The organism is Candidatus Cloacimonadaceae bacterium, from assembly GCA_030693415.1.
In the GTDB taxonomy this organism is placed as follows: Bacteria; Cloacimonadota; Cloacimonadia; order Cloacimonadales; family Cloacimonadaceae; genus JAUYAR01.
Window position 1 is genome coordinate 21912 of the sequence record JAUYAR010000140.1, and the last position, 16326, is coordinate 38237.

General features: G+C 47.1%; 14 protein-coding genes. 4 read left to right on the top strand and 10 right to left on the bottom strand.

The window, feature by feature from the left end; genetic code table 11:
* Positions 1–11 precede the first annotated feature (11 nt).
* The 7 genes from Q8M98_08235 to Q8M98_08265 all read right to left on the bottom strand — a co-directional run bounded on the left by Q8M98_08235 (position 12) and on the right by Q8M98_08265 (position 5928).
* On the bottom strand, positions 12–560 hold the full coding sequence (locus Q8M98_08235) for a DUF1788 domain-containing protein (protein ID MDP3114750.1): 549 nt from the start codon (positions 558–560) through the stop codon (positions 12–14).
* A 62-nt stretch (positions 561–622) separates the two neighbouring features.
* The gene (locus tag Q8M98_08240; GenBank protein ID MDP3114751.1) at positions 623–1219 is read right to left on the bottom strand and encodes a DUF1819 family protein; all 597 of its coding nucleotides are present in this window, start codon (positions 1217–1219) and stop codon (positions 623–625) included.
* Positions 1212–1412 carry a helix-turn-helix domain-containing protein gene (locus Q8M98_08245; protein MDP3114752.1) on the bottom strand — a complete coding sequence of 67 codons (201 nt, stop codon included), beginning with the start codon at positions 1410–1412 and terminating at the stop codon, positions 1212–1214. The genes Q8M98_08240 and Q8M98_08245 overlap by 8 nt, the downstream gene beginning before the upstream one ends.
* Before the next feature lie 332 nt (positions 1413–1744).
* Entirely contained in the window at positions 1745–2248 is a 504-nt protein-coding gene (locus Q8M98_08250; GenBank protein ID MDP3114753.1) for a hypothetical protein, read from the bottom strand.
* Positions 2249–2255: 7 nt separating this feature from the next.
* Complete coding sequence (locus Q8M98_08255) at positions 2256–2966, bottom strand: ATP-binding protein (protein MDP3114754.1); 711 nt, start codon at positions 2964–2966, stop codon at positions 2256–2258.
* Positions 2967–2975: 9 nt separating this feature from the next.
* Positions 2976–5588, bottom strand: coding sequence for a Mu transposase C-terminal domain-containing protein (locus tag Q8M98_08260; protein ID MDP3114755.1), 2613 nt, complete (start codon positions 5586–5588; stop codon positions 2976–2978).
* On the bottom strand, positions 5575–5928 hold the full coding sequence (locus Q8M98_08265; GenBank protein ID MDP3114756.1) for a hypothetical protein: 354 nt from the start codon (positions 5926–5928) through the stop codon (positions 5575–5577). The genes Q8M98_08260 and Q8M98_08265 overlap by 14 nt, the downstream gene beginning before the upstream one ends.
* A 460-nt stretch (positions 5929–6388) precedes the next feature.
* Between Q8M98_08265 and Q8M98_08270 the strand changes: the two genes are divergently transcribed.
* A complete protein-coding gene (locus Q8M98_08270) occupies positions 6389–7144 on the top strand; it encodes a S24 family peptidase (GenBank protein ID MDP3114757.1) in 756 nt (251 codons plus the stop codon).
* 483 nt (positions 7145–7627) lie between these two features.
* Here Q8M98_08270 and Q8M98_08275 read toward each other — a convergent pair whose 3' ends face one another.
* Together Q8M98_08275 and dnaX are read right to left on the bottom strand one after the other, a co-directional pair.
* A complete protein-coding gene (locus Q8M98_08275; protein MDP3114758.1) occupies positions 7628–8719 on the bottom strand; it encodes a glycosyltransferase in 1092 nt (363 codons plus the stop codon).
* Between the two features lie 2 nt (positions 8720–8721).
* On the bottom strand, positions 8722–10332 hold the full coding sequence (gene dnaX / locus Q8M98_08280; GenBank protein MDP3114759.1) for a DNA polymerase III subunit gamma/tau: 1611 nt from the start codon (positions 10330–10332) through the stop codon (positions 8722–8724).
* A 170-nt stretch (positions 10333–10502) separates the two neighbouring features.
* Between dnaX and Q8M98_08285 the strand changes: the two genes are divergently transcribed.
* From Q8M98_08285 to Q8M98_08295, 3 genes are all read left to right on the top strand, one after another.
* The gene (locus Q8M98_08285) at positions 10503–11726 is read left to right on the top strand and encodes a 6-phosphofructokinase (protein ID MDP3114760.1); all 1224 of its coding nucleotides are present in this window, start codon (positions 10503–10505) and stop codon (positions 11724–11726) included.
* Between the two features lie 60 nt (positions 11727–11786).
* Positions 11787–13124 carry an NADP-specific glutamate dehydrogenase gene (gdhA, locus tag Q8M98_08290; protein MDP3114761.1) on the top strand — a complete coding sequence of 446 codons (1338 nt, stop codon included), beginning with the start codon at positions 11787–11789 and terminating at the stop codon, positions 13122–13124.
* A gap of 221 nt (positions 13125–13345) precedes the next feature.
* On the top strand, positions 13346–15235 hold the full coding sequence (locus tag Q8M98_08295) for a FlgD immunoglobulin-like domain containing protein (protein ID MDP3114762.1): 1890 nt from the start codon (positions 13346–13348) through the stop codon (positions 15233–15235).
* A 120-nt stretch (positions 15236–15355) separates the two neighbouring features.
* On the opposite strand, the gene Q8M98_08300 is transcribed toward Q8M98_08295, so the two are convergent.
* Positions 15356–15616, bottom strand: a complete 261-nt coding sequence (locus Q8M98_08300; GenBank protein ID MDP3114763.1) for a hypothetical protein — start codon at positions 15614–15616, stop codon at positions 15356–15358.
* Positions 15617–16326: the final 710 nt, after the last annotated feature.

Sequence of the window (16326 nt, forward strand, 5' to 3'; positions counted from 1 at the left end):
CCCTCCAATGGTTATAATTGGCATCTGAAAATGTTAAAAGCTCTATAGTATCTATCATCTAATCTTCCAAATAGAGTCAGATTAGAACCCTTCTCATTATCCGTATCATAGTTACCCGGGAAAAAGAGCACTACAGGTTTCTCAGTATATAAGACCTGAAGATTGGTGAGGACATTATGGGTGCGAATGTATGGAAAAACCTCTCCCACTCCAGTGATAAAGATGATTTTGAAATCAGCTTGTTTGATCTTTTCATAGATTATTGGGCAAATGAACTCTTCCGCATCTGTAATAGAACAAAGTGTGTTAAGCCGTTCAGCCCTTGATAGGCTGGATTCTTTTTCTATGATGCTATCTTTTTCTCCAACGTTTTCTAAATGTTCAATGACTAACCGGTACAGATTAATCTCAAAAACACTTATCCCTTTTAGCTCCAACTGATTCTTCAGTTGAGTAATTCTTTGGTACATTTCTAAGGTATCTTCTACCTCGAATGGACAGATGTAATATGGCAGTTCATTGGCTAATCCTGTCATATTTACGAATTTGGAACTGCTCATTAAGTCCAATAGATGGTCGAACCGAGATTTGCTGTCAGTACTTTTATTCTTTGATATCATAGTCAAAATCCAATTATTGAAGGATAGATAGATAGTGGAATAGAGGCATCTGCAGTGATGATTCGTTTAACTTGGGGAGATATCATCAGTAATTTGAGGTGCTGATTAGAATCCACTATCCCGGCACTCTGCATCATTTTGAATAGATTGGTTTGAAGCTTCTTTCTGGAGATTACAGAGATACTATTTAGTTTTTCGACCAGTTCGGCTTTTCTGCTAAAGAAGATATTGAAATCAGCTATGGTTATGATGTAATCCCTGCGGTTGATTTTATCACTAAACACCTCTAAGGCAAAATCCCTTATAAAATCGTATTTCTTGCAGAGAGCATACCAGAGCAATTGGCATTGTTCATCCCGGTTACCATTTGCAATAAGTTCAATTGCTGGTTCAGATAGAGTCTTTAACCTGGTACAAGTCTCAGAGTAAATACGCTTTTGAGCTGACACGGTTCTGATTTGCAGTAAATTATCTGCCAGAACCATTTCCCGAACCATATCCCAGCTCTTGGTCTCAAGATACAGCTTGGATAGAAGGACAGAATCTCTATATAAGAGAGCTCCTGCAGTAAAGCCAAAGCTAAATCTTGTCTCAGGCATTATTTGAATCCTCTGAACCATCCTTTATAGAATGGGCTTTTACCCATAGATCAATGTCCTCTTTTTTGAATTTCCACAGTCTTCCAATCTTGTGAGCTGGAAGCTTCTTTTCACTGAGCCATTTATAGACAGTGTCCCTTGTCACTCCGAGATATTGACTTATTTCCTCAACGGATAACCATCTGTCTTCCATTTGAGCTCCTTTCATAAATCGATTGGGTGTTAAATCCTGATACATATCAGAAACCAATAAACAAGGACAAAACTGAATAAAGACACAATAATCAGGTACTGTTTTATGTCAAAGCATTTCTTCATTATGTGTAAAACGATGACCACAAGTTCGATTATCGTTCATTAGATCTCTTGCCCCGTTCTTAACATTAATACCAATTTTTGAAGCATTGTTCACAGTGATAAACATAGGACTTGCTGATGGCTTTGGCGATTGTACGACCCCTGTGTTGTTATGGTAGAGTAATCTTTCAGTATGATAAGTGCCTCTTGATTTATTACTCAAGCTTTCTAACATAGTAGTCTGTAACAACCAATCCTATTCAAACTCCGGAGTTGACCCAATATACCTTTCTGGACTTTTCTGCCGATTTTGGGCACGTTTTGACGGGAAATAACCACGTATGTGTACTGCCTTAGATCTACAACCTCTATCGATGCCAGTGCTTCCAGATAGATATAGACCCACTGTCTGGATTTGCCGATGACTTGAGCAATCTCTCGGATAGATTTATATCTACCTTGTTCCAGGATGTCTAACAGCTGATGGGCATCTGCTATGCTGAATGTCCAACCCTTGTAATGCTGATAACCAATCCTGGCTTGGTAGCGATTGGCTCGGACGTAAATGGGAGGACTATCTTCTATCGGTTTGATCGCCTGGCTTTGGAGCAGTTCCGGCAATAGCTGATCTATTATGTCAGCTTCAATACTGGTCAACTGAGCTATTGTATCAGCATTAAACGGTCGATCATACTGATTGATGAAGTTGAGGATAAGTTCTTTGTCCGACATACTGTCCTCAATTATCCAGATCGGCTTGGGATACTACTTCAAGGTTCTTATATCTTCCGATCTCTTCCACTGAGCGGATAAGCTTCATGGCTTTGCGGACATTGCCGCAAGAGTGGAAGTGGACATACTCAACAATATCTGGGTGGAACTTGATCTCCAGTATCTCGCCGCATAACTGGGCGATGTCCTTCTTGGGTAGGTCTTGGAATTCATAGAAGAAATTGCATCTATCAAAGTAATACTCATTGATCTGATTGAGCTTATCTTTCGCACTCTGCATCCCGACCAGGATTACTATCGCTGTGGTCTCATCCACGATATCCCTGATCGCACCTAAGAGCTGGGGATGCCGGAAGGCATAGTCTATCTCATCTACCACTATGATCGTATCACGATGGTCTTCCAGGAGCGATAAGCACAGCATAAAGAGGTCATTGGCTGTTCCGTATGGTACGTACTCTCCCATGCCAAATCTCTTGTATAAGGCTAAGAGTAGCTTGGAGGCAAACGCCTTGGGTGTGGTAGTGGCTTCCAGTCTGAGATAGACATAGCCTTTACTAAAAGCGATCCGACTGGCATACGTGGTCTTTCCCAGTCCCGGCCTGCCATACAGCAACCCGAGTCCCACCATCTCCATCTTGGGTCGGTTTAGTAGGTATTCTATGCATTTATCTGCAGCGACTACGTTCTGAGTTCTGACAAGTTTTCCCTGTTTCATGATTACCTCCTAATTGGTTATCCCGATTCGTTTGAGTAGTTCCGCTCTGGAGAGGTGTGCGAATGGTGCCGGCTCTTTCCCAACCTCAGCTATTATCTGATTGTTCACTTCTGGCAACTCAGTTGTTTTGGATATGGCATCGTTTTGATTATGCTCTTCTGCCGTGACTGTCGAGATATTACTATCCGATGTTACAATCGTGTCAGTCGGGCTTGGATTATCAGATGTCTCGCACTGATCAACCGAGCTTGTTTGTTGCGATTTGTAATACTCTCTTGCGGTCTTACTAAATGCGATTTTCATAGATATGGGCATTTCACCATTGCTGTCATTATAATCGAGTCCTATCCTATCGAATGATTCTTTGATTTCCTGTTCTATTATGCGGTTTATCTCTAATTCTGCCAGTCTCTCTTTCTCCTTAGCATCAAGCTGTTCCCGCTCTTCAGGACTCAGCATATCCGGATGCTTCGGCAGGTTCAACATCGCCTTTCTGGTCATCTCATCGATGATCTCATCGCTATCCTTGGGTGGTGCTTCCAGCATGGGAGGACTGCTGAAGATTGCTCTGGCACCCTGATCCTCAAGCTTCTCCTGCTTGGCTGTTGAATTGCTCAAGATTCTATCAACTGCTTTCTGGGAGTTCACAACCCACTTCTTAGCATTGCGTTCTTTCTCTCGTTTTAAGCCCTTGATCTCATTGTATTCTTTATTGAGTTCCTTATGCGAGACTGCCTTATCCATCGAGACTTCAATGAAAGGATGCTGCGTCTTGCGGAGTGCTGCCTGGCAGATAAAGACATCGTTCTTATCATAGACCACTATCCATCTGGCATCGCTGTAATCGAACCTGATGATACAAGGCTGCCCCACATGGTTCACCATGTCCCGATGCCAATAGACTTTCTTATCCAGTCTGATGCCTTCGCTACGGATATTCTTGCGCTCCATCGCCATCATTAAGAAGTTGAGCCTGGATATCTCCACTTGTCGATTCTCAGCTATTCTGGCGGCACTGAAGACCTCATAAGGAGTCCGTCTGTTCAGTGAGGTATGTGGGGTCTCTCCATAGCAGAATCTCACATAGAAGGCTATCATCTGCATCGTCTCTTCAATGGTGGGCGGTTTACCGGTATAGAGCTTCTTTGCCCACTTCTCGTTGCGGTGTAGCACTGAGGGCTTATCGGCAATCGATGCTCCTCTGAAGGTGGTAATGAACCTCTCAAACTGTTCCTGGAAGGTCTTGAAGAAGCGTTCGATCACCTTGGCTTTGGCATTGTAACTCTCTGCGAATCTCACTCCGATATTAAGCCGGGGGAAGATGCCTCCCAGTTCCTTGTTCAGGTCATGCTCTTCCCAGCTCTCATGAAAGAGCTTGGCTCGGAAGGCTTTGCCATTATCCAGATATACATACTCCGGTAGCACTGCCATGATTCCACTATTATTATCTGCGATCTGCGAGCAGTTGATAAAGCCATTACGGAAGGCTGTGAGGATATGCTGACTATCTTCGGTAAAGGCAAGTGACGCTCCCACCGGATATCTGCTTGCCCAGTCCATCACCATGATCATGGTCATACGTTGCGCTCTTCCGGTCTGAGGATTGAGGATATCAAAGGAGAGGGTATGTCCATCAGCCACCCATACCTGTCCCACTGTCAGGCTGCTATCATCCCGCATAATGGTCTTGATGATCCTTTCAGATACGAACTTACTGCCATCCCTGGCTTGATGCCATTCTGCCGGATGCCTGGCTGCCCATTCTTCACACCAGCGTCTGAGCGTGCGTTCATTGGTCTCTGATTCTATTACTTTGTTTCTGCTCATCTGTTTGAGGTTGGTGATGGCAGAGCCGATCTTGATGCGATTGGGATTGAGCAGCAGATGCAGCAGATAGTGCTGTTCTTGAAAGGTGATCTTACGCTCTTTATACTTGCCCTTGCTCTTATGGATCAGGGCATACATATCAAGCTTGTTTTCAAGGTAGATATTGAGCCATTCTCGCAGTGCCCTCTCTTTTCTTGGTCCTTTGAGATTGTAGAGCTCCGGCACCAGTCTCTTGGTGTTATAGTCACTGGTGATGCGTTTCCAGGCTAATGTCCTGGAATCTACTCCATGTAATCTGCGGAACACCTCTTGGCAGAACCTCCCATAAAGCTGAGCTTCATCCTTGAATAGCAGCCTTTCCTCTTCCACCGGAGCCAGATCAAGGAATTCACTGGAGAAGTCGATCAACACATCATTATCTCGTGCTTCATGGATCAGAGTGAGTTTGCGTTCAAAGTCCAGATAATCTTCATAGGTCTCATAGACTGTCTCGGACTCCAGATTGTCTTCTGAACTATCAGCTTTGGCATTATATTGCTGGCTGTAAGCTAGCATAAAGCTATTGTCGGCATCGTCAGCAGTGGCAGTGTTATTGCTATTACCTTTAACATTAACATCACTATTCCCACTTACCTTGCTTAATCCAGCTCTTACCTCCGGTACCACTATGCATCTGCCACCACTCTTGATCTCAAGCTTCAGTCCTTGGCTTTCCATCAGTTCTTGCAGTTCATTCAGCTTATTCCGATATTCTCTCAGGAACTCCTCGGTAGGTCTGCCACTATAAGGAAACATCTGAACCTCCTGCTTTCTCGCTACCAGTAGCAATCGAATCATCACCATGATCATAATAGACCAGGAAGACACTGGGATAGCTATGCTCGCCCAGATCGATCACTTCCTCGAAGTAAAGCTCCGGCTTTCGTAGGCTATCTCTGAATCTGTCATACTCCGCCTGAATGATCTCTTCAGTTGCTAGAACAAAGGTCTTGATCGTGGCTCCGTTCTTGGTGGGTATCTGATGCTTTAGAGCGGTTAGCTTTCCGGCATCCGCCATTCTTCTGATCGTCTTCAGATTCTTGTTCAGCAGCATGGCTACTCTGTCTATAGGTAACCAGATCAAATCGACTTTCATGTCCATGTCCAAATCCTTCAAAAACTGTGACCCGCTTGGACATTTCAGTCGGGAATCTTGAAAAATGCGGTCAAGCGCTTGGACATTTTGGCTTCTCATCATAGTTATCAATGTGTTAAGCCTCATGCCTACCCCCGCTTGGACAGGGGTACCCGCTTGGACATTGCTCTTACCAGCTCGTTTCTGCACTTCCGCATGGCGTTGTTTCTTGGTAGTCATTCTACACCTCTCTTATGTATTAGTAGGGTGCTAACAACCACAAGCGCAGAACCTTGGGAAGTCCTTTCTGCGAGTTTGGCAGCTTTCTTACGCATTCTCCGGCAATACTTTATAATCCACCTGGGTCACAATATACACTTTAGTATTGACTCCAATCCGCTCTGCAGCAGAATGGCATCTGGAACTAATCTTGCAGCCATGCGGTTATAGTCAATGCTAAAGTTACTATATGGAGACCACGATGAATAAACCGACTATCGGACAACGCCTTAGCTTGGTGATTAAGGCAATGCGACTCAAGGATTACCAGTTTGCCAATAAGTATGGCATCTCCCGTGCCTCGCTTTCCCGATACAAGCTAAACGAGAGATATCCCGATCCAGAGTTCTTGGAAGCCCTCTCCAAGGACAACATCAATATCCACTGGCTCTTTACCGGAAAGGGCTCTATGCATGCCAGAGACGAGTTTCAAGAGCTCATCCAATCCAATCAAGTCCCTACAAGCCCTAACAATCCAGATACCTCAAACCCTACCATCATCTCACCAATCCTGCATCCCATCAACAATCAAGACTTCGATCCCAATCGGTCTATCACCTTTCCCATAGTCGGTGAAATAGCTGCCGGACCTCCGATGGAGATCAAGGACGAGTGGAGTCAGGTGGGTCAGATTCAGCTGCCAGTCTCATTCCTGCCCGGTAACCCCAAGCAATATACTGTCTTTCAAGTAAATGGCAGCAGTATGGAACCTGTGATCCAGCATCAGGACATCGTGGTCATCAAGAGCGATCTGAGTTGGGAAAATGCTGATGGGAACATTGCAGTTGTAAGGACTGACGATGGTCTCACCATCAAGAAGGTGCAGATCGACCACCGCAGGCAACAGATTATCCTCCAACCATTTAATATAGACTACCCGGTTCTGGTTTTAGACTCAGATTGGAATTACGGAGCTTTCCTAATCGGCACAATCGCACTCCAATTGCGGTTTTTCTAATTTCAAAGTTCCGATTTCCCAACTGCTCTTTCCAAACCCTGTCCAAACGCTAGCCAAATTTGCAGTAAAACTGTCACAAACCAGTCCAAAACAGTCCAAACAAGCGCTTGGACATTTCCAAAACCAGTCCATCGCAACTAACCACCAATCAAAGCCTTATCCCCACTTTCCCCTTGTGTCACTTCTTGCAGCTTTGGGTGTCAGTTTATAACCATCCCACCAATTCCGTCCAATTCTCAATTTTCAATTAGTAGTAATTCTCAATTCTCAATTCTCAATTCTCAATTCTCAATTCTCAATTCTCAATTCTCAATTCTCAATTCTCAATTCTCAATTCTCAATTCTCAATTAGTAGTAATTCTCAATTCTCAATTCTCAATTCTCAATTCTCAATTAGTAGTAATTCTCAATTCTCAATTCTCAATTAGCCGTAATTCTCAATTCTCAATTAACCCTGCTCAGCCTCAGTTTATCGAGAGGTAATCATTTCCAGCGGTAACCCCCGAGCGTTCCTCTGACTGCATAGAATAGAAACTGCGCCGGAAAGAGCAAAAGCTGCAGGGGGTAGAGAACGCTGAGCTTGATATGCCTTATCTTGCTGAAATGCAGCAGGATAAGACAGATTTCAGCGATCGTTTTACTGATCAAAGAATATGCCGCTAAAAACGTGAATCCGCCTAATAGCGATCTGATCACAAGAAGATAGAAGAGCAGAAAATAGAGGAAGATGAAGACTGAGAGCGCCTTCACCCACCATGGATGATGGAAGAATTTCGATGCCCGGCGAATGTTTGTCTGATGCCGTTTGGCAAGATCAGTTCCTTCGATGGAGACAACCTGCATCTCAGGCGAGGGATCGAAACATGCTTTTCGGATATACTTCATCATCTTCATCAGGAGCAGGTCATCGTCCCCGGATGCCAGGTGCCCGATGCCATTAAAGCCGCCCGCTTGGTCAAATAGGGACTTGCGATAGACCATGTTGCAAGCGCTGCTGGTGACCGGCAGGCGCCAATAGAGGCCTGCCGCCGCGAGGGCATAATAGACGCCGCGTTCAAAATTGCGCAAACGCATGCTCCCGGCACCGGGATTTCGTTTCATGATCGAAAAGCCCAAGAGATAATCCGTTTCATTATCCATCGAGGAATTGATTCTGCTGAGCCAGCTTGGAGGAACGACGCAATCCGCATCCGTGAAAGCGAGGATATCATACCGGGCGGCATTGATGCCATTCATGATAGCGGCTTTCTTTCCGGTCAATCCCGGTAGCGAATCTTGAAAGTCGATGAGCCGGATATTGTGTTTGCCATTATACTCTGCAAGGATACGCATCGATGCGTCCGTGGAATGGTCGTTGATAATGATAATCTCATATAGGTTTTGGGGATAAACGAGTGCGGAGAGTGATTTTAGCAACCGGGGCAGATTGATCTCCTCGTTGCGAGCCGCGATGATGACCGATATGCCTTTCGAATCACCATCCCGCGGCACTTTTTGCTTCCACAAAGCCGCGCAGACGAGCAGGATGAATAACAGATAGAACGCGGTGCCAAAGGCAAAGATCGGGACAAGCAAGATCAGGAACCGGAGCCCAGTTTGGAATCCGTGATTTCGATATATTTTGCCAGATTGGGATCGAGAGCTTTGAGGTCTTCGATGGTCTTGCGGTTGATCTGCACGCGGGCGGGAACTTCGGTTTCACGCAGTTCGACCTCGATTCGGATCGGTTCGTCGAAGATGTCACTAAGCTGCTTTTCGATCTCATCCTTGTTCTTGATCAAAGTGTTGTAGTGGGACAAGACCGCTACGCTGAATACTACCTTGCCTTTTTGGACTGCTTTTATGGTGGACTCCTTCAACGCCACTGAAGATGCTCCACTGGATTTGCGGATGCGGTTGACGATCTTTCCCCAGTATTTGTTGAGATTTTCGAGGTTGAAATCCAGCTTGAGTATCTCATGCTCCCCATGATGAATCGATGGTGCTTGGGATACCGCTTTCTCTTCGGCTTTTACTTGCGGACGCGGCATCTGAAGGGGTTTACCGACCGGTTGAGTGGCTGACGGCATCGCTGAAAAACGTGAGATCAATTGCGCGATATCATCCATTTCATCCATCTTGCAGAGCTTGATCATCACCACTTCGAGGATGAGATAGGGGTTGGCGCTGGTTTTCAGATCCACCTTGGTCTGCATCAAAAAACTCATCATATACAGCAGATTGTTTTGCATGAAGAGCCCCGCGATCTCGTCGTAGAGTGGATATTCGTCCGTATTCACGTCCGTGGGTGAAAGCCCCAGCTTGCGAAGAATCACGATGCGTAAAAACTCCATCATATTGGTGATCAGTTCCTGTAGATCGGTGCCGGATTCGAAGATCTGGTGCAATTGGGTGACCAGCCCGGCGCTGTCTTTGGCATGCACCATCTGCAAAAGACCGTTATAGACCTGATTGGGAACGAGCCCAAAGATCTCGCGCACTTTATCGATCGTGACCTTGTTCATACAATAGGAGAGCACCTGATCCATCAGCGAAAGCGCGTCTCGCAATCCGCCATCCGCTTTGCGGGCGATCAGATAGAGGGATTCGCTGTCGATCTCGATGTTTTCCTCAATCATCAAGTCCTTGAGGCGCTTTACGATAGAATCGATCGGGATGCGTTTGAAATCATAACGTTGACACCTTGAGATGATGGTGGGGATCACCTTGTGCGGCTCGGTAGTGGCAAAGATGAATAGCACGTTTTCCGGAGGTTCCTCAAGGGTCTTGAGCAGTGCGTTGAAGGCACTTTTGGAGAGCATGTGCACTTCGTCGATGATATATATTTTATATTTGCACTGACTCGGCGCGTAGAGCAGCTCGCGTTGAAGCTCGCGGATATCGTCCACGCCGGTGTTTGAGGCACCATCGATCTCGATCACGTCGGTGGATGTGCCGGATGTGATCTCCACGCAATTGTGACATTTGTTGCAGGGCTCGGGCGTCGGTCCATGGATGCAATTCAGGCTTTTTGCCAGAATGCGTGCCATCGAGGTCTTCCCCACTCCACGCGGACCTGTGAACAGATATGCATGCGCGATGCGGTTGCCGTTGATCGCATTGTGCAAAATCTCGGTCACGTGTTCCTGGGCATAGACTTCGGCAAAGGTCTGGGGACGGTATTTTCGGGCTAATACGATGTAACTCATTCCACCTCCATCACCATGGTTTTAAACCGCTTTTTTTTTGCAAGCATTTTCTGCTGGACAAATAACGCGCATCCGATTTACATGAAAAAAACTGGTTTATTGAGGCGTTATTTCGCGTCAAAAGCCAGCTTTGCTCGAGATAAAAAAACATGAATACATGGAGGTTTGAAGTGAAGTTAGAAGGAAAAGTCGTGATCGCTCAAGGCGGAGGACCCACCGCGGTGATCAATCAATCCCTGGTGGGAGTAGCTCTCGAATCGAGAAAGTTCTCTCAGGTGACCCGCGTCTATGGCGCTCTCTACGGAGTTCAGGGCATCGTCAATGAGGATTTTGTCGATCTCACTCAGGAAACCACCCACAATCTGGAACAGGTTGCGGATACACCCTCTTCGGCGCTACTATCCACAAGGGACAAACCGGACGTGGCTTATTGCCGGGAAATCTTCAAAGTGCTCAAAGCTCACGACGTCCGCTATTTCTTTTACATCGGCGGAAACGACTCCGCGGACACTGTGCGCATCGTCAATGAGCAAGCCAATCTGGCGGATTATGAATTCCGCGCCATCCACATCCCCAAGACGATCGACAACGATCTTGTCCTGAACGATCATACCCCGGGCTATGGCTCTGCGGCTCGCTTTGTGGCGTCCGCCTTCACGGGTGTCAATCTCGATAATCGTGCTTTGCCGGGAGTCTATATCGGCATCGTGATGGGACGCCATGCGGGATTCCTGACCGCTGCTTCGGCTTTGGCGCAAAAATATCCGGATGACGGACCTCATCTGATCTATATGCCGGAGCGTCCTTTCCACCGTGAAAACTTCCTCAAAGACGTACACCGCGTCTATAACCAGTATGGCAGGTGCGTAATCGCGGTCTCCGAAGGAATCTTGGATGAGAAAGGCATTCCGATCATCTCCAAGCTTTCCAACCATGTGGAAAACGATGCCCACGGCAACGTGCAGCTCTCCGGAACAGGCATGCTTGGAGACCTGCTTTGCGACCTCGTGAGACAGAAACTTAATATCAAACGCGTCCGCTCCGATACCTTTGGTTATCTGCAACGCTCCTTCATGGGTTGCGTCTCAGATATCGACCAACGCGAAGCCCGCGAAGTGGGAGAACGCGCCGCCCACTATGCCATTTGGTACAATCTGGATGGATCCATATCCATCCAACGCACCGGGTTCTATAGCGTGAACTACCAATTGGAAAAGCTTTCGGATGTCGCCCGCAAAACCAGACACATGCCGGATGAATTTATAAATGCTAACGGAAATGGCATCACGGACGATTTTAAATTCTATCTGAGACCACTACTCGGATCGGGATTTCCTGTCGCTCACAGGCTGCGCGCCCCACGGGTCGGCAAACTCATGGACGGAAATACTTGACATTAAACGACCCCTTGTAATACTGGTCGTAAATATAAATAATACTTATGGAGGAAGGTCATGACCCTTCATGAATTCATGGCAAAAGTCTCAGCCAAGAACCCCGGCGAGCCCGAGTTTCTTCAGGCTGTCAAAGAAGTTGTCGAGACAGTATGGGATGTCTATATCAGCAATCCCCGTTTCGTGAAAGCAAACATCATGGAACGCATCGTCGAACCCGAGCGCGTGATCATTTTCCGCGTTCCCTGGATGGACGACAAAAGCGAAGTGCACGTCAATCGTGGCTACCGTGTTCAATTCAACAGCGCCATCGGACCCTACAAGGGCGGCTTGCGTTTTCACCCCAGCGTGAATCTCTCCATCCTCAAGTTTCTGGGCTTCGAACAAATCTTCAAAAACAGCCTCACCACTCTTCCCATGGGCGGAGGCAAAGGCGGAAGCGATTTTGACGCAAAAGGCAAATCCGAAGCTGAGATCATGCGTTTCTGTCAATCCTACATCGCCGAACTCTATCGTCACATCGGTCCAAATACGGACGTCCCCGCTGGAGACATCGGTGTCGGAGGCAGAGAAATCGGCTACCTTTTCGGCTATTACAAGAAGCTCGTCAACCAATTCACCGGCGTGCTCACCGGCAAAGGCATCAATTGGGGCGGAAGCCTGATCAGACCTGAAGCCACCGGTTTTGGCTGTGTCTATTTCGCCGAAGAAATGCTCAAAACCCAAGGCAAGAGCTTCGCCGGTATGAAGGTCGCTCTCTCCGGCTTCGGAAACGTCGCCTGGGGCGCCGCGCAAAAGATCAACGATCTTGGCGGCAAGGTCGTGACCCTCTCCGGACCGGATGGATACATTTATGATGAAGATGGCGTTTCCGGTGAAAAGATCGACTATCTGCTCGAGCTCCGCGCTTCAAATAATGACCGTGTCATCGATTATGCGGACGTCTTCCCCAATGCCAAGTTCTTCGCGAACAAGCGTCCCTGGGAAGTTCCGGTGGACGTTGCCATCCCTTGCGCCACTCAAAACGAACTGGATGTCGAGGATGCCAAAACCCTCGTCAAAAACGGTTGCTTCTGCGTGACCGAAGCCGCCAACATGCCATGCACTCCCGGAGCGGTTGAAGTGTTCATCAACGCCAAGATCCTCTTTGCCCCCGGCAAAGCCGCAAACGCCGGCGGAGTGGCTACTTCCGGTCTCGAAATGACTCAGAACAGCATGCGCCTGAACTGGAACCGCGAAGAAGTGGACGAACGCCTCCACCAGATCATGAAAAACATCCACGAAGCTTGCCACAAAAACGGACTCCAGGATGATGGATTCGTCAATTATGTCAAAGGCGCCAATATCGCCGGTTTCCTAAAGGTAGCCAATGCGATGTGTGACCTTGGACTGATCTAAGCTAATATATATCTGTCATATACATGCCGGGTAACCTGATCGTTGCCCGGTTTTTTCTTGCCTGTCATCCACTTGGCAGTCTTTGGTTAGTCCCCCGCGCGAAGGGCAAGACTATTATTTCATAGCAATTCTTAGATTTTACCAAATATTTTCCTTTACTTCGGAATCAAAATTGCATGTATATTCTTAGCAATAATGTATCTAAAACAAAGGGAGAAACCATGAAGACAAGAATCTTGTTAATTATGGCACTGCTAATTTTAATGTCAGCACTGACCGCTTTACAACGCAACCTTGTGGTGGTAGAAATCGCCACCGGAACCTGGTGCGTATATTGTCCGGGCTCCGCTATGGGCGCACACGACCTTTTGACCAACGGACACGCAGTCGCGATTGTGAAAAACCACAACGGCGACAGCTATGCCAACACCTTCTCCAACGCTCGCAACTCTTATTACAACGTGACCGGATACCCTTCAGCTTTTTTTGACGGCTTGAATGTCACCGCCGGCGGAAACGCCACCCAATCTATGTATAACAACTATCTTCCCAAGGTAAACGCCCGCCTTGCCATCCCTTCCAGATATACGATCGGCGCCGTGGGAAGCAGCACCGGAAACCAATATACCGTGATCGTCACGGTCACCAAGCCGGAAGCCGACACCAATACCAACGTCGTGCTGCACTCATCTTTGACCGAATCGAACATCCCGCAGGTGTGGTTCAATCAAACCACCGTGGAAAACGTCAACCGTTTGATGGCTCCCAGCCAAAACGGCACTCCGATCAACCTGGCAACCGGTGAGCAGACAACCGTAACCTTGACTTTCAATGTCGCGGCAAACTGGAACATCGCCAATTGCGAACTTGTGCTCTGGCTGCAAAACACCGTCAGCAAAGAGACTCTGCAAGGCGCAAAATATTCGTTGGCAGCTTTGACCGGTGCCTATCCCGTTTCCCACGAAACCATCCAGTTTCCAAACATGTATGTGAACGGCACTTCCACGATTCCGATCACGATCACTAATTTCAACAGCACGGCTGCCACTGGAACGATAAGCATCTCCAACCCCGTCTTTGCAGTCAGCACCACCACGATCAACATCCCCCCCACCCAATCCACGGTGGTCAACGTAACGTTCAGCCCCACCGCTGCGCAGAACTATACCGGAAATTTGAATATCACCAGCAATCTCTATAATCATCCCAACATCAACATCCCGCTTTCCGGAACAGGATTTCTGAACGTTGCACCGGTGGCTACCAACGTCATCATATCAGGACCACCGGTCCTCTATCAAGCACAAACAGGAAACTATACTTTCAGCGATGCCGACGGCAACACGGAAGGCACCACGATCTATAAATGGTATCGGGTTGTAAACAACGTTCCCACTCTGATTACAGGCGCCAATACAAACACTTATAGCGCGGTAGAATTGGATCTGGGCTTCCCCCTTGCCTTTGAGGTTACTCCCGTCGATCAACATGGCATGCCAGGCACTCCGGTAATGAGCACTTACACGATCCCGATCGAAGTGCTACCCCCTCCCCAGAATTTCAACGCCGTCTTTCAGACACCGCACGTCATCTTGACCTGGCAGCGTCCGGTTCATTTCGAAGGCAGAGGAATGGTGGGCTACCGCATCTTTCGCAACGGACTCAATATCTCCACGATCACCAATCCGAATACACTGGCTTTCACCGATACCCATGTAGCCATCGGAATTCACGAGTATTGGATCTGCACCCTGTTCAACGATCCGATGATGCTCTCCGATCCATCCAATATCGTCACTGTAAATGTCGGTGTCAGCAATGACGACAACGTTGTCAGTCCGGTAGCGGTGAACGTCTATCCCAATCCTTTCGTTGATAGCGCCATCATCGAATTCAGCACCAAGGCAAATCAATCCGTCCAAATCGGCATCTATAACCTGAAAGGTCAATTGGTCAAAACCTTTGATCTGACCACTGATTCAGCCGGTCTGGGCAACATTCGCTGGGATGGCACAGACTCCAAAGGCAATGCCGTCAACAGCGGTGTCTATCACTACAGATTGAAGAGCGCCGAGATCAGCCGTCAGGGCAAGATCATCAAGATGAACTAATCCACCATGCAGCTTTTTTGACAAAGCTGCATCAAGATAGTAAAACCCCGGAAACAATCCGGGGTTTTCTTTTGGAGAAAGTTTTATTGGACAATCAGATAGTGGGATAAAGCTGGGGGCTTATGATGCTTCCGTTTCTGAAATTGCATGGACTTTGGCGACGATTTCCTCACGAATCAAGGAAAGTTTCTTCTTCACGTCCGCCCAATCGGAAAAGTGATATTTATCAACCACATCCACAGTCCTACCGCTTTTCATAAAGATACTGAACCCCAATCTGCTGTATCCGATAGTAGATGTATCCTGCCCCAAGTCCTTGACGCGGGAAACGCTTTCCACTTCCTCCAGTTTCAATTGTCGTCCATTCGGCAGCTTGTACATTTTTCATCCCTTACTTATTGTAATTTTCAACATGACCATGTATTTTTGATCAAGAAATCTGGCAAGTGTTTTTTTTGCTTAGCCAAAAAAATACAGTGAATAGTGGGTCTGGCATCCTTTACGTTTCCGATTTACGTTTACTCTCCTCCGCAGCAATTCTCCAAGCAATTCCAATACTGCGCTACACTGGATATTCACCTTGGCGGCAAGCCGCTCTCCCACTTGATTAACGCTTTGGATGTAGCGCAGCATGCCGATGCTGTGAAGACCTGAGACCTATTGGAGAGTCACCCTTTTAAGTATCCAGGCAAAACCCTGGAAAATAGTGAAGGAGAAAACGATGAGAGAGATGCTTAGCTTACGTGGCCGGTTGAGCCCAGCTTATGGAATAAAAGAAGTTGAGCTCTCGTCTAAAGAGTATCGGAAAGAATATCAGCATTCACCTGTTCCCTCGTTCACGGGGTTTGGCATTCGCAGCACCCGGAGCTATCTTGTGTCGCCCCTGATGGAACTGGCGCACCGGAACCGACGGGGACGTCGGTAATTCCATGTTCCGTTCACTTTTTTCAAAACATCTCAATTCTCAATTCTCAATTCTCAATTCTCAATTCTCAATTCTCAATTCTCAATTCTCAATTCTCAATTCTCAATTCTCAATTCTCAATTCTCAATTCTCAATTCTCAATTCTCAATTCTCAATTCTCAATTCT